The organism is Brevundimonas sanguinis (assembly GCF_029636725.1).
Classification (GTDB): Bacteria; Pseudomonadota; Alphaproteobacteria; order Caulobacterales; family Caulobacteraceae; genus Brevundimonas; species Brevundimonas sanguinis.
On sequence record NZ_CP116770.1, the window covers coordinates 2228017 to 2250079 of the forward strand.

At 67.4% G+C, this 22063-nt stretch carries 17 protein-coding genes; 1 reads left to right on the forward strand and 16 read right to left on the reverse strand.

Features of this window, described 5'->3' with window-relative positions; translation table 11 throughout:
* Position 1: 1 nt before the first annotated feature.
* From ligD to PIB44_RS11195, 11 genes are all read right to left on the reverse strand, one after another.
* The gene (gene ligD / locus PIB44_RS11145) at positions 2 to 2536 is read right to left on the reverse strand and encodes a DNA ligase D (protein ID WP_278069423.1); all 2535 of its coding nucleotides are present in this window, start codon (positions 2534 to 2536) and stop codon (positions 2 to 4) included.
* Between the two features lie 267 nt (positions 2537 to 2803).
* Complete coding sequence (locus PIB44_RS11150) at positions 2804 to 4603, reverse strand: DUF885 domain-containing protein (RefSeq protein ID WP_278069424.1); 1800 nt, start codon at positions 4601 to 4603, stop codon at positions 2804 to 2806.
* Complete coding sequence (locus tag PIB44_RS11155) at positions 4603 to 6336, reverse strand: DUF885 domain-containing protein (RefSeq protein ID WP_278069425.1); 1734 nt, start codon at positions 6334 to 6336, stop codon at positions 4603 to 4605. Before PIB44_RS11155 ends, PIB44_RS11150 begins: the two co-directional genes overlap by 1 nt.
* A gap of 27 nt (positions 6337 to 6363) precedes the next feature.
* On the reverse strand, positions 6364 to 8160 hold the full coding sequence (locus PIB44_RS11160; RefSeq protein ID WP_278069426.1) for a DUF885 domain-containing protein: 1797 nt from the start codon (positions 8158 to 8160) through the stop codon (positions 6364 to 6366).
* A gap of 101 nt (positions 8161 to 8261) precedes the next feature.
* On the reverse strand, positions 8262 to 11225 hold the full coding sequence (locus PIB44_RS11165; protein ID WP_278069427.1) for a TonB-dependent receptor domain-containing protein: 2964 nt from the start codon (positions 11223 to 11225) through the stop codon (positions 8262 to 8264).
* 90 nt (positions 11226 to 11315) lie between these two features.
* On the reverse strand, positions 11316 to 11723 hold the full coding sequence (locus PIB44_RS11170) for a RidA family protein (RefSeq protein WP_025977693.1): 408 nt from the start codon (positions 11721 to 11723) through the stop codon (positions 11316 to 11318).
* Positions 11724 to 11736: 13 nt separating this feature from the next.
* Positions 11737 to 12189 (reverse strand): VOC family protein, encoded by a 453-nt coding sequence (locus tag PIB44_RS11175; RefSeq protein WP_235599238.1) that lies wholly within the window; start codon positions 12187 to 12189, stop codon positions 11737 to 11739.
* A 149-nt stretch (positions 12190 to 12338) separates the two neighbouring features.
* Positions 12339 to 13721 carry an FAD/NAD(P)-dependent oxidoreductase gene (locus PIB44_RS11180; RefSeq protein ID WP_278069428.1) on the reverse strand — a complete coding sequence of 461 codons (1383 nt, stop codon included), beginning with the start codon at positions 13719 to 13721 and terminating at the stop codon, positions 12339 to 12341.
* Positions 13718 to 14005, reverse strand: coding sequence for a (2Fe-2S)-binding protein (locus PIB44_RS11185; RefSeq protein WP_278069429.1), 288 nt, complete (start codon positions 14003 to 14005; stop codon positions 13718 to 13720). Before PIB44_RS11185 ends, PIB44_RS11180 begins: the two co-directional genes overlap by 4 nt.
* Positions 13998 to 15197, reverse strand: coding sequence for an NAD(P)/FAD-dependent oxidoreductase (locus tag PIB44_RS11190; protein WP_278069430.1), 1200 nt, complete (start codon positions 15195 to 15197; stop codon positions 13998 to 14000). The genes PIB44_RS11185 and PIB44_RS11190 overlap by 8 nt, the downstream gene beginning before the upstream one ends.
* A gap of 3 nt (positions 15198 to 15200) precedes the next feature.
* The gene (locus tag PIB44_RS11195; RefSeq protein ID WP_278069431.1) at positions 15201 to 16124 is read right to left on the reverse strand and encodes a dihydrodipicolinate synthase family protein; all 924 of its coding nucleotides are present in this window, start codon (positions 16122 to 16124) and stop codon (positions 15201 to 15203) included.
* A gap of 138 nt (positions 16125 to 16262) precedes the next feature.
* Here PIB44_RS11195 and PIB44_RS11200 point away from each other — a divergent pair, with 138 nt between their 5' ends.
* On the forward strand, positions 16263 to 17180 hold the full coding sequence (locus PIB44_RS11200) for a LysR family transcriptional regulator (RefSeq protein WP_025977699.1): 918 nt from the start codon (positions 16263 to 16265) through the stop codon (positions 17178 to 17180).
* Between the two features lie 18 nt (positions 17181 to 17198).
* Here the strand turns inward: PIB44_RS11200 and PIB44_RS11205 are convergent, their stop codons facing one another.
* From PIB44_RS11205 to PIB44_RS11225, 5 genes are all read right to left on the reverse strand, one after another.
* Positions 17199 to 18650 (reverse strand): sodium:solute symporter family protein, encoded by a 1452-nt coding sequence (locus tag PIB44_RS11205; protein WP_278069432.1) that lies wholly within the window; start codon positions 18648 to 18650, stop codon positions 17199 to 17201.
* Positions 18647 to 18913, reverse strand: a complete 267-nt coding sequence (locus tag PIB44_RS11210) for a DUF3311 domain-containing protein (protein WP_201105631.1) — start codon at positions 18911 to 18913, stop codon at positions 18647 to 18649. Before PIB44_RS11210 ends, PIB44_RS11205 begins: the two co-directional genes overlap by 4 nt.
* A 22-nt stretch (positions 18914 to 18935) precedes the next feature.
* A complete protein-coding gene (locus PIB44_RS11215) occupies positions 18936 to 20225 on the reverse strand; it encodes an amidohydrolase family protein (protein ID WP_278069433.1) in 1290 nt (429 codons plus the stop codon).
* Between the two features lie 153 nt (positions 20226 to 20378).
* Complete coding sequence (locus tag PIB44_RS11220; protein WP_278069434.1) at positions 20379 to 21029, reverse strand: flavin reductase family protein; 651 nt, start codon at positions 21027 to 21029, stop codon at positions 20379 to 20381.
* The gene (locus PIB44_RS11225) at positions 21019 to 21972 is read right to left on the reverse strand and encodes a carbon-nitrogen hydrolase family protein (protein WP_278070985.1); all 954 of its coding nucleotides are present in this window, start codon (positions 21970 to 21972) and stop codon (positions 21019 to 21021) included. The genes PIB44_RS11220 and PIB44_RS11225 overlap by 11 nt, the downstream gene beginning before the upstream one ends.
* Between the last annotated feature and the right edge of the window lie 91 nt (positions 21973 to 22063).

The following is a 22063-nucleotide window of genomic DNA, read 5'->3' on the forward strand; positions in this document are numbered from 1 at the left end:
GTCAGTCCACGCCCATCTTGCGCAGGGCGGGTCTCAGGCTGACGGCGCTGTCGCGGAAGCCCGACCAGGCGTCGGGTCGTTGCAGCAGTTCGGGCCAGACCCACAGATTGTAGTCGGCCGGGTTCAGCCCCGGCGTCACCTGTTCCCACGACAGCGGAAAAGCGATCCCCGCGCCTGGCCGGGCGCGCGGCGACCAGGGCGCCACGGCGGTCGCCATCCGGCCGTTGCGCAGATAGTCGATGAAGATCTTTCCGCCCCGCGCCTTCTTGGCCAGGGTGGTGGTGAAACGGTCGGGCGCCTCGGCCTTGATCGCCTCGGACACGGCCTTGGCGAAGGCCTTGTTCTGATCCCAGGTGACGCGCGAGCGGCCGTCGGCGCGGATCGGCACGACCAGGTGCAGCCCCTTGCCGCCCGTCGTCTTGACGAAGGGGTTGAGCCCCAGCGCCTCCAGCTTGGCTCTGACCACCAGAGCGGCGGCGATCACGTCGTCGAAGTCCAGTCCCTCGTCGGGGTCCAGATCGAAAGTGATCTGATCGGGCGTTTCCGGATCGCCGGGTTTGCAGCCCCAGGGGTGCAGCTCCAGTCCGCCGGACTGGGCCACGGCCGCCAGACCGCCGACGTCGACCACAGCGACGTAGGGCGTGCGCGCCTTGACGTCGATCAGCTTCAGCCGGGGGTTGGACCCGGCCATGGCGTGACGCTGGAAGAAGGTCTCGCCCTCTATGCCGTCCGGGGCGCGGATGATCGAGACGGGCCGGTCCGCCACATGAGCCAGAAGCCGCTCGGCCGCCGCCTCGTAATAGCGCGCCAGGTCGGCCTTGGTGATGGGCGGTCGACCGTCCGAGCCCGGCCACAGCACCTTGTCGGGGCTGGAGATGGCGACGCCCGCTACCGAGACCTTGCCATTCTTTCTCGGGGCCTGCGGCGCGGCCGGCGCTTGCGGCGCGTCCGTGACGTCCTCGGCCGTCTTGTCGTCGCGCAGCCCCTTGAACGCCGCGTGCCGTAAGGCGCCGGATTCAGTGTAGCCGCCGTGTTCGATCTCGGCCACCAGCCTTGGCTTTACCCAGTGGATGTCCTTTCCCCCCTTGGGCGCGCCGGGACCGACGAAGGGGCTCTTGTCCGCCGCCTCGGCCTTCAGTGCGGGCATGAGCAACCGCGTCGCCGTCTCGCCGAAACCCGTGCCGACCCGGCCGAGGTATTTCATGCCGCCCTTCTCGCGCACCCCGACCAGCAGCGAGCGGAATCGGCTGCCGCCTTCGGACGACCAGCCGCCGATGACGACCTCATCGCGGCCCCGGCATTTGGACTTCACCCAGCTTGACGACCGGCCCGCGTGATAGGGCGCATCCAGCTTCTTGGAGATCACGCCTTCCAGATGCATCCGGCAGGCGCTTTCCAGCACCGCCTGCCCCGTCGAGGCGAAATGCTCGACATAGCGAAGACGCGCGGCGCCCTTCGCGCCCAGCCGGTCGATATAGGCCTGCAGCCGCGCCTTGCGGTGCGCCAGGGGCAGCTTGCGCAGATCCTCCGCCCCCTCGAACAACAGGTCGAAGGCGAAGTAGACGAGCCGGTCCGTCTCTCCCTCGGATATCGCCGCCTGAAGCGCGCTGAAGTCGGGCATGTGATCATCGTCGAGCGCGCATAGTTCGCCGTCGATCACCGCATCGGGCCAGCCCGCCGCATCCGTCGCTAACTCGGGAAACCGGTCGCTCCAGTCCAGACCCTTTCGGGTTCTCAGCACCGCCTGGCCGCCGCCGATACCGATCTGCAACCGATAGCCGTCGAACTTGATCTCATGCGCCCAACCCGTCGCCGAGGGCGGATGATCGACAGCCTTGCAAAGCTGGATCGGGACAAAGGCGTGCGGCCGCTTCGCCTTGGACGTCGCCTTGGACGGCGCAGGCTTGGGCGGCGCCTTGCGGCGGGTCGGTTTGGACGACGTCCATTGCGCGTCGCCCTCGGCGATCTGGACCAGCGAGCGTCCGGTCGTCACCGAGGCGTCGATCTGCGCCAGGGCGTCGCCTTCGCCGGCGACGGCGTGTTCGTCCTTCTCCTTCAGCAGCAGCCAGTTGTTGCGCTTGGACGGCTTGCCCCGATCGCTCTTCAACCGGATCAACGCCCATTTCCCCTTCAGCCGCTCGCCGTGCAAGATCATCTTGATCTGGCCGCGCGCCCAGGCCGCCTCCAGGTCCGCCTCCTGCGGCTCCCAACTGCCGACGTCCCACAGTTGCACCGTCCCGGCCCCGTAATTGCCCGCCGGAATCGTCCCCTCGAAGTCGCCGTAATCTAGCGGATGGTCCTCGACCTCGACCGCCAGGCGTTTGATCGCCGGATCGCGCGACGGGGCCTTGGTCACCGCCCAGGACTTCAGCACCCCATCCGCCTCGATGCGGAAGTCGTAGTGCAGCCTCGTGGCGGCATGGCGCTGGATCACGAAACGCCGCGCGTCCTTTTCGCCTGCGCGTTGAGCGCCCTTGGGTTCGGGCGTCTGCTCGAACCGCCGCTTGGCCTGATAGGTCTTCAGTTCGCCGCGCATGAAAAACTAACCCGCCCACGGCGAAACCGTTGCCTGACAGGTCCATGAGCGTGCCTGCATAGCGAACGTGACGGCGTCATTAGGAAGGGCCCGGCGCGCCCCGCGCTACCGCTCGGTAATGGTGAGAATTCACGTCACGCGGCGAGTGCGCCAGCCTCTACCGAGCGCGCACGCTCCGTCGCCAGCGCCCCCCCCCGGTCAAGCTGCCGGCAACGAGAACAGCATCGATGTGCAAAGACCAACACGCCTGATCCGAACCAGGACGGCCTAGGTCAAGCGCACCGCTGCGGCCAGAACATCCATGGGCAGAGGCCCGGAGGCCAGGACGAAATCATTGTACCGGCGCAGGTCGAAGCGCGCCCCAAGGCGGCGCCTTGCCTCCTCACGCGAGGCGGCGATCTGCTGTTTGCCGACCATGAAGCTGCAGGCCTGGCCCGGATAGACGCAGTAGCGGTCGATCTCGCGCTCGGCGGCGTCGCGATGCTCGCCTGCGTGGGTCACCATCCAGTCGATCGCCTGCTCTCGCGTCCAGCGCGCATGGTGGATGCCGGTGTCGACGACCACGCGGCAGGCCCGGAAAAGCTGCCCTTGCAGATAGCCGATCCGGCCGACCGGATCGCCCTCATAGGCGCCGATTTCGTCGGCCAACTGCTCGGCGTAAAGCGCCCAGCCTTCCGTCCAGGCCGAGAAACGGACCGTCCGCCGGAACAGCGACAGCTCGCCCGCCTCGCGCAGGACGCTGTCCTGGAAATGGTGCCCCGGCACGCCTTCGTGGTGCAGCAGGGTCGGAATGCGCCACAGGGCGTTTTCCTCGACCGAGCGCAGGTTGATGTAGATGATCGACGGCTGGGCGGGATCGCTGCTGGCGCTGTAGAACCCGCCGGGCGCGCCGTTCTGGATGGCGGGCGAGACGCGGCGCACCTCGACGGGCCGATCCGGGGTCACGGTGAAACCGCGCGACAACAGGCCCTTGACGCGGTTCAGCCGCTGGTTGGCGTAGTCGATGATTTCCTGACGCCCGGCTTCCGTATCCGGCTTGAGGAAGCGCGGGTCGCGATCCAGAGCCGCCATGCGAGCGCCGACTTCCCCTTGCGTCAGACCCTCGGCTCTGAGCAGCCGGTCGATTTCGGCCGAGAGTTCGGCGACCCATGACAGGCCCAGCTGATGCAGTTCGCCCGGCGCGTAGCTGGCGGTGGTGTTGGAATGAAGCGCAGAGGCGTAATAGGCCTCGCCGTCCGGCTTGGCCCAGACGCCGGCGCGGGCGTCGGCGCGGGGCTGCAAGGCGGTCAGGGCTTCGCTCTGGCGCTGTAGCGCGGGCCGGATCCGCTCGACGAAGATCGCCGCCGCGCGCGTGTCCAGACCGGCGATTCCAGCTTCGTGCGCACGCTCCAGCGCGGGCGCCGTCAATGCGTTGCCCGTCGGCGAAGAATCCCGAAGAGCCGCGATCTGCGCCAGGGTCTTGGCCAGAATGAAGTCGGGTGGAACGACGCCGAGCCCGGCGTCATGGCCGATCTGCTCGGTCTCCTGATCCAGGGCGACAGCGAACTGATTCAGCTTGTCGAGATAACGATCGGCGTCGGCCGCGTCCTTCATCGGCGAGCGGCCGCCGATGCCGTCCGGCAGCCAGTAGTAGGCGCCGTTCATCTGGCTGACGACATAGGGGCTGGGCCGCAGATTGATGTCCGAGAAGCCGTAACGTCCATACTGATCGGCCATCGCCTCATAGACGAAGCGGGCCGTGTCGTAGTCCAGAGCTGCAGCGGCCGAGAGCGCCGCGCGGTTCACCGCGCCCAGTTCCGCCAGTCGCTGGGCCGTCGCCTGTCCGTGGCGAGCGCGGGCCGCCAGAGAATAATCGGCCAGACGGTCGCCGCCTCCCTCCTCGGCGCGCAGGGCCTGGGCGTGGCGTTCCAGCATGGCGGCCAGACGGGCGTCGTCGGCCCCCCCGCCCATCGTCGCGCCCATCGCCGCGCCGGGCGAAACGGTCGAAGCGGCGCCCGTAGCGCAGGCCGCCAGAGGAGAAGCCATGCCGAGCGCCGCAGCGCCGACCAGGAGATCACGACGACGCATCAGGCGGCGCTCCATTGCTGAACAAGAGCGTCCAGGACTTCCATCGGCAAGGGGCCGGAACGCAGTACAAGATCGTTATAGTCGCCCAGGCGGAAACGACCGCCCATGGCCTGTTTCGCCGCCTCGCGAGAGGCGACGATCTGTTGCTTGCCGACCATGAAGCAGCAGGCCTGCCCAGGATAGACGCAGTAGCGGTTCACTTCGCGCTCGGTCGGTCCGCGCAGTTCGCCGACGGTGTCGACCATATAGGCGACGGCCTGTTCGCGGTCCCAGCGCTCGTGGTGCAGACCGGTGTCGACCACAACGCGCCCCGCGCGCCAGAGCTGCGCCTGCAGATAGCCGATGCGGCCGTAGGGGTCGGCCTCATAGGCGCCGATCTCGTCCGACATGGCTTCGGCGTAGAGGGCCCAGCCTTCGGTCCACGCCGAGAAGCGCGCCGCGCGCCGGAAGGCCGACAGGCCGCCGACTTCGTCCAGCACCGCCGCCTGAGAGTGGTGGCCCGGCACGCCCTCATGGTGGATCAGCGTCGGCAGGCGCCAGGACGGCAGATCGCTGGGCGTCTTCAGGTTCAGCAGCACCCCGCCCGGCGCCCCGCCCGACGGCCCGTTGTAGAAGGCGACCGGAGAGCTGTCTTCGGTTGCCGTCGACATGCGGCGAACCTCGACCGGCGTATCGACCAGATGAGTAAAGGCCCGCGACGCCCGCGCCCGCGACGCCGCCAGATAGGCTTCGGCCTGACGATGCACCTCGGCCCGCCCGGCGTCGGTGTTCGGCTGCAGGAAACGCGGGTCGACGTTCAGGGCGGCGATGCGTTCGCCGACCGAGCCCTGGCTCATCCCCAGCCGCTTCAGATCGGCGTCGATCTCGGCCGACAGGGCCGCCACCCACTCCAGACCCTGACGATGCAACTCGCCCGGCTCTCGCCGAATGGTGATGTTGGCGTACAGCGACGAGGCGTAGAGCGCCTCGCCGTCCGGTTGCGCCCAGACCCCCGCCTTGTCCGACGCGCGCCCGACAAGGGCGTCCAGCGCCAGCGCCTGACGATCCAGCGCGGGGGCGACGATCCGGCGGAACAGGGCGGCCCCTTCCTCGCCCAGGGCTTCGTCGGCGCGGTACGCCGGAGCCAGGACGGGGTTGGCCTGCGGCGCGCTGTCGCGCAGAGCCCCGACCTGCGCCGCTGTCATCGCCAGAATGAAGTCGGGCGGAATGACGCCCTGCGCGGCGTCGTGGACGATGCGTTCGCTCTCCTGTTCGATGCCGCGCGCCAGGGCGGCGACGCCGTCCAGATAGACCTCTCTACCCTTGATCGCCCGCGCGCCGATACGCGGCGGCGACCAGTAGTAGGCGCCGTTCATCTGGCTGACGACATAGGGGCTGGGGCGCAGATCAAGGTCCACCGTCCCCGGCCGCGCCAGATGATCGTCCAGAACGCCGTAGACGAAGGCCGCCGTATCCCGGTCGATGCGGGCGGCGGGCGACAGGGCCGCGCGATCGACGCGCTGAAGCTCGGCGATCCTTTGCGTGTTCTCAGCCCTGAAACGGGCGCGTCCGGCGACGGAGCGGTCGCCCAGCGGATCCGTCTCGCTGCCTCCGTCGAACGCCTGAAGGGCGCGGGCGTGCCGTTCCAACAGCGCCGCCAGGCGACCGTCGGCGCTGTCGAAAGCCGCGGCCGCGGGCGCCGCCGCCAGGGCGGCCGTCCCCGCCGCCGCCGTCAGCATCTGCCGTCTGTTCATGCCCTGCTCCCCTTCAGTCCCGCCCGCTTAGGCGGCGGCGGCCAGCCAGCGGTCGATCTTGGCTTCCAGCACGTCCAGCGGCAGGGCGCCGGTGTCCAGCACCTGATCGTGGAAATGGCGGATGTCGAACCGGTCGCCCAGCTTTTGGGTCGCCCGGCCGCGCAGTTCCTGAAGCTTCAGCTCGCCCACCTTATAGGCGCAGGCCTGACCGGCGTTGGTGATGTAGCGGTCGATTTCGACCACCACGTCGCGCTGCGCCATCGAGGTGTTGGCCAGCATGTAGTCGATGGCCTGCTGGCGGTCCCAACGCAGGGCGTGAAGGCCGGTGTCGACCACCAGACGCACGGCGCGCAGCATCTCCATGTCGAGATGGCCGAACCACTGATAAGGGTCGGTGAACAGGCCCAGGTCCTTGCCCAGAGACTCCGCATAGAGGCCCCAGCCTTCGGTATAGGCGGTCGCGGGCGCCAGGCGGAAACGCAGCAGATCCGGCAGGCTTTCGTCTTCCTGCACCAGCGACGACTGATAGTGGTGCCCCGGCACGCCTTCGTGCAGCGCCAGGGTCTCCAGCGTCGGGATCGGCCGCGTGTTCAGCATCGCCATGTTGAAATACAGCACGCCAGGCTCCGAAGCGTCCGGCGGGCCTGACCGATAGTAGCCCGTGCCGCGTTGGTCCCCCAGCGCGGGCAGCGGACGGACCTCGAACTCAGCGCGCGGGCGGCGCGAGAACAGTTGGGGCATCCGTTGCCAGACCTTGGCCTCGATCCGCTCGAAGTGGTCGATCAAGTCCTTCGGCTCGGTGTAGTAGAAGCTCGGCTCGGTGCGGATGTGTTCGAAGAAGGCGGGCAGATCGCCGGTGAAGCCCGCCGCCTTGCGCGACTCCTCCATCTCGGCGCGGATACGCGCCACTTCCGACACGCCGAGACGGTGAATTTCTTCCGCGCTCATGGTGGTCGTGGTGTGGCGCACCAGATCCGCCGCATAGACGCGCGCGCCGTCCTTCATCGCCCACAGGCCCGCGCCGTCGGTCGCGGTCGGCAGATACCGCTCGCGCAGGAAGACGCGCCATTGGTCATAGGCCGGATAGGCGCCGTCCTGGACCGCCTTGCGATAGGCCGCCTCCAGCCGCGTGCGGTCGGCCGCCCCGATCGCGTCGGGGAAGCGCGTCGCCGGGGCATAGAGGGGATTGTCTTCGACCGGCAGGGCGAGGAAGGCCTCGACCTGCGCCAGGACGTTGGTCACCACGATCTTCGGCTGGTGATAGCCCTCGGCCATCCCCTGCTCCAGACGCTTCACCGTGTCGTTCATGAAGGCGGTGAAGCCTTCGAGCTGGGCCAGACCCAGCTCATAGTCCTGAACCGACTTGAACTGGGCGCTGGTCATGTAGTCGGGGAATTCGACGTGCAGACCGAACGAGGCGTTCAGCGGCGCCTTGTTGCGGATCGCATGCAGGCCGCTGTCGATCTCTTCGACCGCCTTTTCCGCCTGATAGCGGAAGACGTCATAGGCGATCTGATCGCCCTCAGGCAGGGACGCACGGTCGATGGCCGACAGGGCGTTCAGCTCCGCCCGTTTCTGGGCGCCGAACTGCCGGGCGTAGGCCTGGCCCTGAGGGTCGATGAAGACGTCGCCGGTCGGGCGCTGCCCCCGTCGCGCCAGGCGCAGCGGATTCAGGGCGTCGTCCGCCTTTTGGCTCTCCTTGACCAGGGCCGCGAACCGCTCGCGCGCATCCGTCTGGCGCCATGCCGCCGCAGCGGGCGATGCGGCGGCGATGCTGAGCGCCGCCGCACCGGCCACGCCCAGAAGCAGTTCACGTCTTCTCATACTCGGTTCCCTCAACTCCATACGTCCCGCTCAGAATTCGAAGCGCGACGACGACGGCCTCAGGAGGATGGCCGAACCGTCGCCGCCGCGCCTGATCGGGGTCAGAACTTAGCCGTCAGACCCACGAAGTAGCGCCGTCCCAGGATGTCATAGGTCGAGGGATCGGTGTTGGCCTGGATGCCCGGCGACCAGGTGCGCGGGTCCTGGTCGGTCAGGTTGTTGACGCCCGCGCGCAGGACGACGCGGTCGCTCACTTCCCAGGTGCCCAGCAGATCGAAGTAGTTGATCGCATCCAGCTTGTTATCGGTGCGGTAGATATCCACCTCGCCGACCCGACGCCAGCGAGCGCCCACGCCATACGGCCCCTTTGAATAGTTGACCGAGGTCAAGAACTTCCATTCCGGGAAGGTGAAGCCGTTGGTGGAGTCGATGGTGCCTGCGCGCTCGTTGAACGGACCGCCCGCAGCATCCTGGCGCTGCCAGCTATCCATCCAGCCGACCACGAAGTTCAGGTTCAGGGCGCCCCAGTCGGGCATGCCGGCGTCCATCAGGTCGAAGCCCCAGTCGACCTGAAGGTCGACGCCGGAGGTCTTCAGCGTGGCCAGGTTCTGCTGCAGGCCCAGGCTGTCCACCACATTGCCCGTCATGGCGTCGCGGCGGAACAGCTGGCAGTAGCCGTTGTTGGCGTCATAGCTGGTGTTCGTCACGCCCGTGGCGTTGAAGCAGCCCTGAAGCTGGTTCGCCGCCGTGATGGTGCCGACCACGTCGGTGATCTCGATGCTGTAGTAGTCGAGCGAGGTCGACAGGCGCGAGAACAGCGGGTTTTCCAGCTGCGGACGATAGACGAAGCCCAGCGTCCAGGTGTCCGCCGTCTCTTCCTTCAGGTTGCGGTTGCCGCCGACGAAGCCCTGAATTTGCGTGCTGTTGAAGACATAGCTGTCGACAGCGGCCGCCGACAGGCCCTGTGCGATGCAGAGGTCGCGGACCTTGGCCCCATCGGGTCCCTTGCGGTAGGCGCCGCGGATGTCGCACGGGTCGCCGCCATAAACGGCCTGGCCTGCGGCGTTCACCGGGCTGCCGATCTGCGGCGAGCTGATGTCGCGGTTGCCGAACAGTTCGCCGATGGAGGGCGCACGCACGGCGCGCTGGACGCCGCCGCGAACACGCAGACCATCGACAACGGCCCAGTCGATGTCCGCCTTATAGGCTGAAACCCCGCCGACGGTGCTGTAATCGGCGTAGCGGTAGCCCAGGTTCAGGTCCAGCGACTGGACGAACGGCTGATCGGCCAGGACCGGGATCAGGGCTTCGATGAAGACTTCGGTCGAGTTGGTCGAGCCGGTCAGGGGCTGAACCGGGTTGAAGCCGGCGACTTCCACGCCGCCGATCTTGCCGCCGTCAGGCAGGCCATCCGCGCCCAGGTGGTCGACGATCGGATTGCTCTGCGACAGGCCGGCGTCCGGACGGAAGGCGAAGGTGTCTTCGCGATACTGAGCGCCCAGGGCGACGCGGACTTCGCCGGCCGGCAGCTGGAACAGACCGCCCTGCATGGTCGCCTCGACGACGCTCTGCTCGCTGAGGGTCGCGTTCTTGCTGTTGCGGTTGATGTAGTTGATGCAGCTCTGCGACAGTTGCGTCAGGCCAAAGGGGTTGAAGCCGCCTTCGCACAGATTGGCGCCGCCGGCCGGATCATCCAGCAGACGCTGAACGGCGGAACGCGAGACGTTGCCCGACTGCTGCGTCTGGTTGTCGACGCGGCCGTACTGGGCGCTGACGTCATAGCGCCAGTCGCCGAACGGCAGAGCGCCGCGCACGCCGGTCGTCACCTGATAGACCGTGGTGCTGTCCTCGGCCAGGCGGCCGCCGATGGCGTTGAAGCGCTTGTTCAGACCGAAGGAGGCCGTCGGATTCGGACGCGCGTCCAGGAAGGCGCGCAGGTCGGGCGAGATGAACGGGTTGGTCGTCGGCACGCGGAAACCGTACGTCGGCGACGGCCCCGGCATCGGCGTCGGCGCCAGGATCACGTCCGAGCTGTACTGGGTGTACAGGACGTTACCGTACAGCTCGACCGAGTCCGTCAGATCATAGCGGACCGCCGAGAAGGCGTTCCAGCGCTCCAGCGGAATGCTGAGCATGCCAGTCGCGCCGGTGTTGTAGGCCCAGGCCACGCCCGGCTGGTGATAGGCGTCCCACTCGGCGCCGCCGGGGCTCTTGAAGTTGTAGGCGCCGACGTGGCTGAACAGCGAACCGTCGGTGTTGTAGCCGAACTCGCCGGTCGGGGTGACGCAGCTGGCGCAGTTCAGATAGCTGTTGATGAAGGCCTGGCTCGGCAGGTTGGTCGAGTCGAAGGTCGTGACGCCCAGCGGCGAGACGCTGTTGCGGCCCGAAACACGCGAGAAGCCGCGCGCATTGCTCATGATCGCCGAACGGGTCGAACGGCCGATCGACAGCACCGCATTGCCGCGACCGTCGTCCAGGTTGCCGCCCATCGTGATGGTGAAGCTCTCGGTCGTGCCGTCGCCGCGTTCCGTCTGACCGTACTGGGCGTCGATCTGAACGCCGGAGAAGCTGTCGTTCAGGGTGAAGTTGGCCACGCCGGCCAGGGCGTCCGAGCCATAGGTGGCCGAGGCGCCGCCCGAGATGACTTCGACGTTCTTGATCAGGGCCGCCGGGATCAGGTTGACGTCGACCGTGCCGTCCGCGTTCGACGGCACGATACGGCGACCGTTCATCAGAACGAGGGTCCGGTTGCTGCCCAGACCGCGCAGGTTCAGGTTCGCCTGACCGCCATTGCCCGGGTTGACCGAGCCGTGGCTGTTGCCGGGCATGAACTGCGGCATATCGTTCATCAGGCTTTCGACCGTCACCGATCCGGTCGCCTGCAGGTCTTCCTGGCCGACAGTCACGATGGGGCTGGTCGAATTATAGTCCTTTCGGACAATCCGCGAACCCGTGACGACGATCTCGCTGACCGAGGTGGGTTCGTCCTGAACCATGGCGGCGGCAGGCTGGGCGGCGAAGGCCGTCAGGGCGGCGACACCGCCGATAACAGTGGATGTCAGCAAACACTGACGCGTGTTGGGAGAAGTCAACGAAGGAACTCCAAGGGAATTTAGCGTGAAGGAATGAGCGATCAGGCGCGCGCGGACGCGGCCTTAATCGCGGAACTGGGCGATGGCCTCGATCTCGACGAGGAAGTCCGGCAGGGCCAGGGACTGCACCCCGACCACCGTGTTGGGCGCCGGCGTCTCGTCGCCGTAAAAGCGCTTCAGGGCGCCGACTACGGCGCCGAGGCGCTCCATGTCGTTATCGACGATGTAGGTCCGCAGCCGCACGACATCCGACGGACCCAGACCGGAATGTGCGAGCACCGCCGCGATGTTGGCGAGCGCCTTGTCGACCTGGGCGGCGAAGTCGCCGACGCCCACGACATTGCAATCGGCGTCCCAGGCGACCTGGCCGGCGAGATGCAACACCCTGCCCCCGTCCTGAACGGCCGCATGAGAGAAGCCGAAAGGCGTGCTGTCGTAGAGCTCTGATGGATTGATTTTCGTGGTCGCCATGTCGCCCTCCCGGCTAGTCGACGAGTTCGAGCTGCAGCCCGAAAGGATCCTGGATGTAGAGGTTGGTCTTGCCCGCCAGCGGCCCGGCGTCGATCTCGATGGGGTCCAGCGGCTTGCAGCCCCGCTCCGCCAGCCAAGCGGCGGCGGCGGGAACGTCATCGACCCGGAATGCGATGTGATGCCCGCCGATGTCGCAGTTGAGCGGCGGCTCCATCCGTCGCCCATCCGGGCTGTCGTATTGCACCAGCTGGACGCGGGCGCCGCCCGTAAAGGCGATCATCGCCAGGGTCAGACGCGCGCCCCGGACGCCCACGTGGGCCTCCATCCAGTCGCGCCCATCGGGACCCGTCGGCATCTCAGCCGCGTCCATCGGACCCATGCGGTAAAGCTCGTCCGCCCCCAGAACGCCGCAGTAGAACGCCAGCGCCTGATCGAGGTCAGGCACGGTCCTGGACACATGGTCCACCGTGAACAAGGGCCTCCCCTCATCGCGAGTATTTCCGGCCACGCTCCCCTCCATTGCAACGTGTTCCGACTTTTGATGAAGACAGTTTTGTGGCGTTCTGCCGCCGCAAACAATGACTGCTTTTGGAAAAATCGTTGCGCTGAACGCAATCAACGAGCGGCGAGATCGCCGACTCTGACAGGCCTTGCAGGAAAGCGCGCCGTGAACGCTGAGCGTTCGGAATGCGGCTCTCCGGCCAGGCTCAAAAGGCTATGCTCGCAGTTTCGGCCCTGGCACGCGCCCATGCCGCATCGGGTCGCCAGCTTGACGGAACCGACCTCGTCGCAGCGCGCCAGCGCGGCCTGCAGATCGCCCAGAACCACATCCTCGCAGCGGCAGATGATCGTGTCCGCATCGGGCAGGCGGGCGCTGAACGGCCCCGGGTCGGCGACGGCCTCAAGCAGGGCCGAAAACCGCATCGCCGCCTCGCGCGCCTTGCGCCAGGGCCGGGCGCGACGACGCGCTTCATCCTGATCGATAAGGCCCTCGTCCAGGGCGACCGCCAGACCGGCCAGTGCGCCTTCGGCCGACGCCGCTTCGGCGCCCTTCACGCCTGTGGTCTCGCCCGCGACATAGGCGCCCCGGCGCGAGGCCCGCATCCATTCGTCGTGGCTCGTCTTCCAGCCCCCGGGCCTGGCAGGCGTCACCTGCAGGCCCGCCGCGCGCGGAAGGTCCGCCTGGGGCATGAAGCCGAAACAGAGGGCGACCGCATCGCAGTCGAACCGCTCCGTCTCGCTCAGACGCAAGGCGGCGACCCTGACCTGCCCCTCCACGCCCAGCGCCGCTCGGCCGAAACGCAGGGGAACGCCCGCCCTGAGAAGACGCCAGGCGCTGCCAAGCGCCGAGAGCAGAACGGGCCAATGCGTCAGGGCCGTCGAGGGTCTGGCGAGGGCGCGCCGCGCAAGCGTCGAGAAGGGCTGAACGAAGGCGACCACGGCCACCTCGCCGCCCGCCTCCAGAGCCTGCTCCGCCACAAGCAGTTGCAGCGGGTGGCTGCCCGCGAACGCCAGGCGCTTGCCGGGGACCAGTTGCTGGCTCTTGATGAAGGCCTGCGTCCCGCCCGCGCTCATGACGCCCGGCAGGGTCCAGCCGGGGATGGGCGCGGCAAGATCGTAGCAGCCGCCGGCGATCAGCACCCGGCGCGCCGAAACCTCTTCGACGCCCGAGGCGCCGGACAGGGTCAGCGTCCACGCGCCGCCCGCCTCGCGCAGGCCCAGCACCGAGCGCCCGCCCATGAAGTCGACGTTCGATAAGGCCTCAAAGGCGGCCAGCCGCGCCTTCAGTCCGCGATAGGCCCCGCCCCTCATCCAGTCGGTGACCGAAAACGCGCGCGGCGGCTGACGCAGAATCTGGCCGCCCGGCCGCGCCTGTTCGTCGATGACGGCGATCCGCAAGGCCCCGTTGAGGCTCAGGCACGCCGCCTGCCCCGCCGGTCCTGCGCCGATTACGGCCAGGTCGTAATCTGGGCTCGCGCTACCGAGGGACGACCTCATTCGCCGATCCCCGTCTCGACCGTCATTCCGGGTTCAGCCGGAACCAGGCAGGCGCGAAGGCGTCGCGAAACGTCGCCGTCCCGCACATGGACCAGACATTCGCCGCAGACGCCCATGTTGCAGAACAGGCCGCGCGCGCGTCCCGAGTGATCGCGCCTGAACCCCGTGGCCTCGGCCGCCAGCATGGCCGCCGCAATGGTCTCTCCCGGATAGGCCCGGATCATGTCGCCGTCGACGCTGAAGGCGAAGGGCTCCCCGCGCGACACGCCTTCGGTCTTACGCAAGCCGACCTCCCATGAAGCTGTTGAGGTGGCCGAAGCGCGCCGGAGAGAAGATCGACAGGCGATCCTCGCGCTCATCCAGGATCAGTCTGGCGAGAAGACGGGCGAACACCGGCCCCAGGGTGAAGGCCGAACCGCCCGCCGCCACATAGACGCCCCGCGCCTGAGGCACTTCGCCGACCAACGGGCTCTGATCCGCAGTGATGGCGGTGATCCCGGTCCAGCTGCGGATCAGATTGAGCTCGGCGACCGGCGGAAAGATCCGCGACGCGACCCCCAGATTGCCCGCAAGCGAGGGCGTCAGCAGTTCCGCCGGCCGATCCAGGTCGAACCGACCCGTGGCGTCCAGCCGCATACGAGACGGCCACCCCCCGCCGATCAGCATGTTTCCGGCGTGCGCCTGCTTCATCGACAGCCTTTGACCGACGTGCTGGATCAACTGCTCCAGCATGGGCGGCGCGCGCTCCGTCACATTCATCAGCAGCGCGACCGGATAGATGGGAAGATGCAGGTTGAACAGTTCGCCGATCCGACCGGTCCAGGCGCCCGCCGCGATCAGCACCTTGCGGGTCGCAAGTTCGATGTCCGCCTCGCCGCGGCGCACGGTCAGCCGATAGCCCTGCGCATCTGAACCGACAGCCGTCAGGCGCGCGCCCTGCAGCAGTTGGACGCCCGCCGTCTGGGCGCGCGTCATGAAGGCCGGCGTCAGGGCCTTCGGGTCTGCATGGCCTTCCGAGGCGAGATAGGCCGCCGCCGTCACGGCTTCGGAGAGGCCCGGCGCAATGCTTCGCGCTTCGGGGCCGTCGATCAGCCGGGTGTCCAGACCGCCCTCGACCTCGCGGGCGACCTTGCGCTCCAGCGTGCGGACCTGGTCCGCCGTCTCGGCGACCATCAGGCCCCCGCGCATGTGGATATGAAGATCCGGACCCATTTCGGCGTCCAGCCCCTGCCACTCCTCGATCGCGAGGCGGTTGAGGCTCAGGACCTGCGCGGCCTGATCGGCCAGCGCCTCGCCGTTCTCCAGGAAGCGGCGCTCCAACTGAAAATGCAGAGATCCCGCATTGGCGCCGGACGCGCCGACATTAGGATAGCCCGCCTCCGCGACGGCCACCGAGGCCCCGGCCTGGGCGAGCCTGAACGCCGTAGCGGCGCCGACCAGGCCGCCGCCGATCACCACGACGTCCAGACGCTCCATCGATCAGGCGCGCCCGAGCGACGCCAGAGTCTCGCGAATGCGCTCCAGATCGGCTTCGCGCACGTCCAGCAACGGACGGCGCACATAGCCGCCCGGCAGGCCCTGGATGTTCAGCGCCGCCTTCAGAATGGCGGGCCCCGACCCGAAGCGGCCGACAAGCTCAGAGGTGTACCAAGCGTCCATGATGACTCGGTCCTGACGGCCGCAGGCGCGCGCCGCCTCGAAATCCCCGGCCCAGACGTGATTGTAGAAATCCGGCTGGGTCCGCCCCAATACGCCGCCGGCCCCCATGGTGCCGTCGCCGCCCCCGCCCCTTAACAAGGCCAGACCGCCGTCGTCCATGCTGTGGCCGAAAACGCGGATCTGCTCGCACAGCCCGAAATAGGTCTGGACGAAGCGGCGCAGGTCGCCCGTCGACTGCTTGATGGCGACGACGTTCTCGATGTCGGCCAGACGGCGCAACAGGTCGAAGTCCATGTCAACGCCCGTGCCCGGAGGCCAGTTGTAGACGCAGATCGGCAGGGCCGACCCGTCCGACACCGTCTGATAGAAGCTGACGATCTCATCGGCTGACGGGCGAATATAGGGCGGAGGCGTCACCAGCACGCCTTCGTAACCGCAGGCGTGGGCGGTCTCGGCGAAATCGACGACCTCCTGCGCGGTAAAGGCAGTGCAACCGGCGATGAGAGAGATCTTGCCCTTCATCTGTTCGCCGACGGCGGTGATCAGGGCCTTGCGCTCCTGAGGGGCCAGACTGGTCCACTCACCCGTGGTTCCGGCCACCACCAGACCGTGCATGCCCTCAGCCTGCAGCCATTCCAGCAACGTCCCGAGGCCTGGCAGGTCAAGCTGTCCATCGACGTCGAAGGGCGTCGTGATCGCGGGGATGTAGCCGCGCCACCCGACGCGCATTCTCTTGCCAGTCACAAACACCTCTAGATCAATACTGTGCGACAGAATGGCCCTGTCTCGAGCATTTCGTTTGGTCTCACAATACGGGACAAATGATCAATATCATTGCGTTTCACGCAACACGCGCTAGCCTCCGCCTCCTAGGAGGACTCCATGCAGGGAAACGCGCTTTATTACTTTCATGAGGCCGCGCGGCTGGGCTCGATGCGGCTGGCCAGCGACAAGATCGGCGTCGCCGTCTCCTCCATCAGTCGTCAGATCGCACAACTGGAACGCGACATGGGCGTGGCCCTGATCGAACGTGGACGGCGCTCAATCCGCATGACCGAGGCGGGCCAGTTGGCCTACGAATACTATCAAGGCTGCGTCGCCAACGAAGAAGCCTTCATGAACAGGCTTCACGAGCATCGACAGATGAAAGCGGGCAAGGTCAGCATCGCTGTCGGCGAGGGCTTTCTGGGCGGCTTCTTCTCCAAGGTCCTTGAGGAATTCCAGGGCCAGCACCCCGGGATCGCCGCGTCCGTCTCGGTGCAATCGACGACGGAAATCGTCCGGGCGGTTCTCGACGACAACGCCCACTTCGGCCTGATCTTCAACGACTGCGCCGAGCCCAAGATCCGCGTGCGCGCCGTGGCGGCCCAGCCCTTGATGGTGGTGTGCGCCCCCGATCACCCGGCCGCGCGGCTGAAAAGCGTGTCCCTGCCCCAGCTGAGCGCTTTCGACCTGTGCCTGCCGGACATCGGCCTGAGAATCCGCCAGATCCTGCGCGAGGCCGAGCGGCGTGAGCAGGTGTGGCTGGAGCCCGCCCTGACCACAACCTCCCTGTATGTGATGCGCGAGGCGGCGCGGGCGGGCCGGATGGTTACCGTGCTGCCGCGCATCGCGGTGACGAGCGAACTGGAAGAAGGAACCCTGGTGGTCCGCCCGCTCAACGAAGCCAACCTCGAAGACACGACCATCAGCCTGATCCACCGACTGGGCCGTCAGCTGGACGGCGCGCCCGCCCGCCTGCTGGCCGCGTTCGAAACCCGCATCAAGGGCTGGAACGAGACCGAGACGGGGCGCGACTGACGCGAACTGAAGGCGGGCTTAACGCCCGCCTTCCTCAGGGCGGCCACGCGTCGTCAGCAGCACGACGATGATCGCGACAATGGCGTTGACGCCCATGGCCACCAGCCCCTTGTCCCACCCGGGCAGCAGCGCCGCCCACAGGGACTGGGCGGATGGCAGCAGCAGGGCCGCATAGCCCGCGCCGATGCCCGCCGCCACGCCGATCGCATTGGCGCGCGGCCACAGGAAGGCCAGGAAGACGCCGGGCGCCAACATGCCGATGGCGGCATAGGCGGCCAGGCCGATCTCGACTAGCGACGAGGTCGCGCCGATCGTCAGCCACACGGCCACCGCCGCAAAGCCCACCATCGACAGCCGCGAAACCAGCAGACTGGCCCTGTCGCTCAGGTCCGGCTTGAGCGGCATGACCACGTTGCGGCTAAAGATTGAGCCAGCCGTCAGCAGCAGCACTGAACCCGGCACCAGCGCCAGCAGACAGGCGGTCCCGGCCAGCAGGCCGATCATCCACGCCGGATAGGCGTCGGACACGAACTGCAGCAGGGCGGCGTTGACGTCTCCGCCCGGCGGAGAAACCCCCGCCAGCAAGGCGCCGAAGCCCAGCAGGATGATGAAGAAGAAAGACAGGGAATAGATCGGCTGCAGCACGGCGTTGCGGCGGATGGCCTTACGGCTGCCGGCCGCGTAGCAGAGCTGGAACATGTGCGGGAAGATCCAGGTGCCCAGGGCGACGTTCAGGGCCGCCGTCATCATCCAGGTCACCGTCAGGCCCGCTTCGGGGACCATGCCCGGAAAGACGCCGATGCCGGGATGCTGGTCCTGAACCCGCGCAAACACGTCCAGAATGGACGAGGCCCCGACCTTGCCCGCGACGGTGGCGCTCAGGCCGACGACCAGAACGATCATCAGCACGTCCTTGACCCCGGCCGCAAAGGCGGCCGAGCGCAGCCCCGCCACATAGACGAAGGCAAGCATGATGCCTGCGGCGATGATCGCCGCCGCCGTCACCGACACCTCGGTCCCCAGCGTCAGGCGCAGGATCAGGCTCAGGGCCGTGATCTGGATCTGCACATAGACGACGATGGCGGCGATCCCCGCCAGACCGACCAGGCACCCCAGCCAGGTCGCCTTATAGCGGGCGGCGAAAAAGTCCGCCTGAGTGATGAAGCCGCCCTGACGCCCCGCCTGCCAGATGCGCGGCATCAGCCAATAGCCCAGCGTCGCCGCCAGAGACACGGAGGTGAAGGCCAGATAGGCGGGCGCGCCATAGGCCCAGGCGTAGCCCGAAATGCCTAGAACGGCGAAGGTCGTGTAGATCTCGCCCGCGTTCAGAAACCAGAAGATCAGGGTGCCGAAGCTACGGCCGCCGACCGCCCATTCGCTCACCGTCTTGGCCTTGGACTTCTGATGTCCGTAGAGCATGGCGCCGATCATGGTCGCCAGCACGATGCCGAAGGTCAGAACCAGGGTCACGACAGACCCTCCGCGTCCCGATCATCGGTCAGACCCAGCTCCTTCTCGATGCGCTCGTCGCGCCAGAAGACGAAGCCGATCACGGCGGTGGCGACCAGGATGCCCGCCATCTGCCACGCCATCGGCAGGGGCAGAGAGAAGACCCGCACCGACGCCGTATTGACCAGCGGCGTCAGGCCGATCTGCCAGATGAAGGGGATGACGAGCAGCCAGCGGTGAACATACCGCCGGTGCATCGCGCGGAACGAAGCGTACTGAGACATGGTCAAGATTTCCGCGGCAGGCTCAGCGCGCCTGGCCGGACAGGCCGTGGTCATCGCGCACGACCGCTCCGCCCTTCATGACGAAGCTGAGCGAGCGCAGCGCGCCGATATCCTTGGTGGGGTCGCCGTCCAGAATGACGATGTCAGCGTATTTGCCGACCGTGATGCTGCCGATATCGGCGTCGCGACGCATCATGCGCGCGGGCTGGATGGTGGCGGCCTGAAGCGCCTGAAGCGGCGTCATGCCCGCATCGACATAGAGTTCGGCTTCGCGCACCGTGGCGGTCGTGCCTTCGTTGTCCTCGAACGGAAACTGATCGGTGCCCAGCGCGATCGGCACGCCCAGTCGGATCGCCTGCTGCAGCACGGCCCAGTGATCCTTGCCCACGCTGTCGACCCGCGCCAAGTACCAGTCCGGCGAACCGATCCGCTGATAGAAGGCGCGCGCACCGGGCTGGCTGACGACGATGGTCGGGATCAGCCAGGCCTCGTCCTTGGCCATGCGGCGCAGCACCGGCTCGGTCAGGTGATAGCCGTGCTCGAAGGCGTCGATGCCGTATTCCAGCGCCTGCATCGCCGCCTGGGGCGAGCCGTTGTGAGCGGTGACGCGCACGCCGTTGCGATGGGCCACGTCGATCAGGACAGAGAGCTCTTCATCGGTCATCGGCGCGGCGGCGATGTCGCCGTGGGTGTCGGAAATGCCGCCCGAAATGGCGATCTTGATCCAGGAGGCGCCCTGTTTGATCTGTTCGCGCGCGGCGCGGGCGAAGGCGTAGGGGCCGTCGACTTCGCGGAAGCCGTGACCGCCGGTCGGCACGATCAGTTCGCCCGCCGTCTCGATGCGCGGCCCGACCGCCTCGCCGCGCTGGATGGCGCGCTTCAGGGCGAAGTCGTTGCCGTGCAGTTCGGACACCAGGCGCACGCTGGTCACGCCCGCGCGCAGCGAACGCTCGGCGTTATGCGCCATGCGCAGCACCTGCTGGGCGTCCGTTTCATTCTGGAGTTCGGCCCCCGCCGCCCCCGGCAGCTTCAGGCCGAAGTGGACGTGCATATTCATCAGCCCCGGAGCCAGCCAACGGCCCTCCGTCGAGATGATGCGGGCGCCGACCGGCGGTTGGACCTCGCTGCGCGGACCTACCCGGACGATGCGCTGGCCCTCGACCACGACCACCGCGTCGGGAATGATCCGCCCGTCCTCGACCGACACCACCGAGCCGCCCACCAGAGCCGTGACCTCTCCGTCCGGCTGCGCCTGAGCCGAGGCGGCCTGCGCGCCGAAAACGGCCAGGGCCGCAGCCGATGCCGCCGCCATCAGAGACGCGAAACGTGGAAGACGAAGCGAGTACATGTGAAATCCCCTCTAGTCCGGGCGCGCCGGAGCCTCGCACTGTCAGGAAATGCGATGAGCGTGACAATGCTGTTCGCTGATACAGTCTGTTGCGCTCATGGCAACGAAGATCAGAGATCAGGCGTCCGTACCGCAACCGGCTGCATGGAGGCGCAGGTCCTCGAAACGGGGACGGTTCCGCTGAATCCGGTCGGTTGAACGCGCGTACCAACCGGCGCCATGCATGCGCGCCATCAGCTGCATAGCGGGCGTATCGACATGCAGACGCTCGGGATCGACGAAGCGGTCGTCCATGTGCAGGGCCAGGACCTGTCCGATCACCACCGTGGCCGCGGGCGCAAAGTCCAGCCTCTCGACGACCCGACATTCGAAGCTGACGGGCGCCGAGGCGATGCGCGGCGGCCTGATCACGGCGCACGGCGCCGTCGCCACCCCGGCGGCGGCCAGTTCGTCATAGCCTGCCGGGGCCTCGGCGCAGGTCCAGTTCATGGCGTCCAGATCGTCTTCAGACACCAGATTGACGACGAATTCGCCCGTCGCGACGATGTTGGCGCAGGTGTCCTTGCGCTCGCCGTTCGGCTTGCGCATCAGACCAAGGGCGATCAGCGGCGGATCGGCCGCCATCATGTTGAAGAAGCTGTAGGGGGCCGCGTTGCGCACGCCGTCCGGCGACAGGGTCGTCACCCATGCGATCGGCCTGGGCGTAATGGACGACGCCATCAGCTTGTAGCGATCGCCCGCTTCCAGCTGCGACAGGTCAAACAGCAAGGTCGTCCTCCGACCCGATGCGGCGCACGGGACGCTGCGGCGCCGTGTTGACGCTCAACTGGAAAACGTCGGGGCGCGCATAGTGGCCCGCGACGTCGAAGTCGTATTTGGCGCGCGCGATCTCGGACAGGTCGATATCGGCATAGAGGATCGTCTCGCCGGAATAGTCGGGCCCAGCCAGCACCTCGCCCAAAGGTGCGACGATCATGCTGCCGCCGCGCATTAGCACCGTGTCGGGCGCGTCGCCGAGGGCGCAGTCATAGTCCGCCGGATAGGCGTCGCGCCGGATATGCTGGCACGAGGACAGCACGAAGCAGCGGCCTTCCAGCGCGATATGGCGCATGGAGGCGGCCCAGCCGTCGCGGTCGTCCGCCGTCGGCGCGCAATAGAGGCCGATGCCCTGATCGTACATCGCCATGCGCAGCATGGGCATGTAGTTCTCCCAGCAGATGACGGCCCCGATCCGGCCCAGCGAGGTGTCGATCACCGGCATGGTCGAGCCGTCGCCGAAGCCCCAGATCAGCCGCTCGGCGCCCGTCGGCATCAGCTTGCGGTGTTTGGCGATCAGGCCGCGCTCGCCGTCGAAGAACAGGACCGTGCAGTAAAGCGTCGCCCCGCCGCGCTCGATGACGCCCATGACCACAAAGGCGCCGGTCTCGGCCGTCGCCTGGGTCAGGGCCGCTACCTCGGGTCCGTCGAGATCAATGGCGCCTTCGTAGTAGCGGCGAAAATCCTCGCGCCCCGACGGCTTGCGCATCCCGACGGGCGTGCCGAACGAGGCGCCTTTCGGATAGCCGCCCAGGAAGGCCTCGGGAAAGACGATCAGCCGCGCCCCCTCGCTGGCCGCCTGACGGATCAGGTCCGCCGCCTTGGTCGCCGACGCCCCAGGATCGCCCGGAATCGACCCCGCCTGCACCACGGCCGCCTTGTAGGACTGAGACATCACGGCCCCCTCTTCATCCCTGAAACCTCAGCGCAGATTAGTTGCGTTTGACAGCAATTGGAAGATATTTTAGGTCTATAATATTAGTGGA

Bases quoted from the DNA above. Each gene is read 5' to 3' on its own strand.
- PIB44_RS11190 (WP_278069430.1), bottom strand. From the start codon at position 15,197: ATGGAGCGTCTGGACGTCGTGGTGATCGGCGGCGGCCTGGTCGGCGCC.
- PIB44_RS11150 (WP_278069424.1), bottom strand. From the start codon at position 4,603: ATGCGTCGTCGTGATCTCCTGGTCGGCGCTGCGGCGCTCGGCATGGCT.
- PIB44_RS11170 (WP_025977693.1), bottom strand. From the start codon at position 11,723: ATGGCGACCACGAAAATCAATCCATCAGAGCTCTACGACAGCACGCCT.
- ligD (WP_278069423.1), bottom strand. From the start codon at position 2,536: ATGCGCGGCGAACTGAAGACCTATCAGGCCAAGCGGCGGTTCGAGCAG.
- PIB44_RS11215 (WP_278069433.1), bottom strand. From the start codon at position 20,225: ATGGCGGCGGCATCGGCTGCGGCCCTGGCCGTTTTCGGCGCGCAGGCC.
- PIB44_RS11225 (WP_278070985.1), bottom strand. From the start codon at position 21,972: ATGTCTCAGTCCTACAAGGCGGCCGTGGTGCAGGCGGGGTCGATTCCG.
- PIB44_RS11210 (WP_201105631.1), bottom strand. From the start codon at position 18,913: ATGTCTCAGTACGCTTCGTTCCGCGCGATGCACCGGCGGTATGTTCAC.
- PIB44_RS11200 (WP_025977699.1), top strand. From the start codon at position 16,263: ATGCAGGGAAACGCGCTTTATTACTTTCATGAGGCCGCGCGGCTGGGC.
- PIB44_RS11160 (WP_278069426.1), bottom strand. From the start codon at position 8,160: ATGAGAAGACGTGAACTGCTTCTGGGCGTGGCCGGTGCGGCGGCGCTC.
- PIB44_RS11180 (WP_278069428.1), bottom strand. From the start codon at position 13,721: ATGAGGTCGTCCCTCGGTAGCGCGAGCCCAGATTACGACCTGGCCGTA.
- PIB44_RS11155 (WP_278069425.1), bottom strand. From the start codon at position 6,336: ATGAACAGACGGCAGATGCTGACGGCGGCGGCGGGGACGGCCGCCCTG.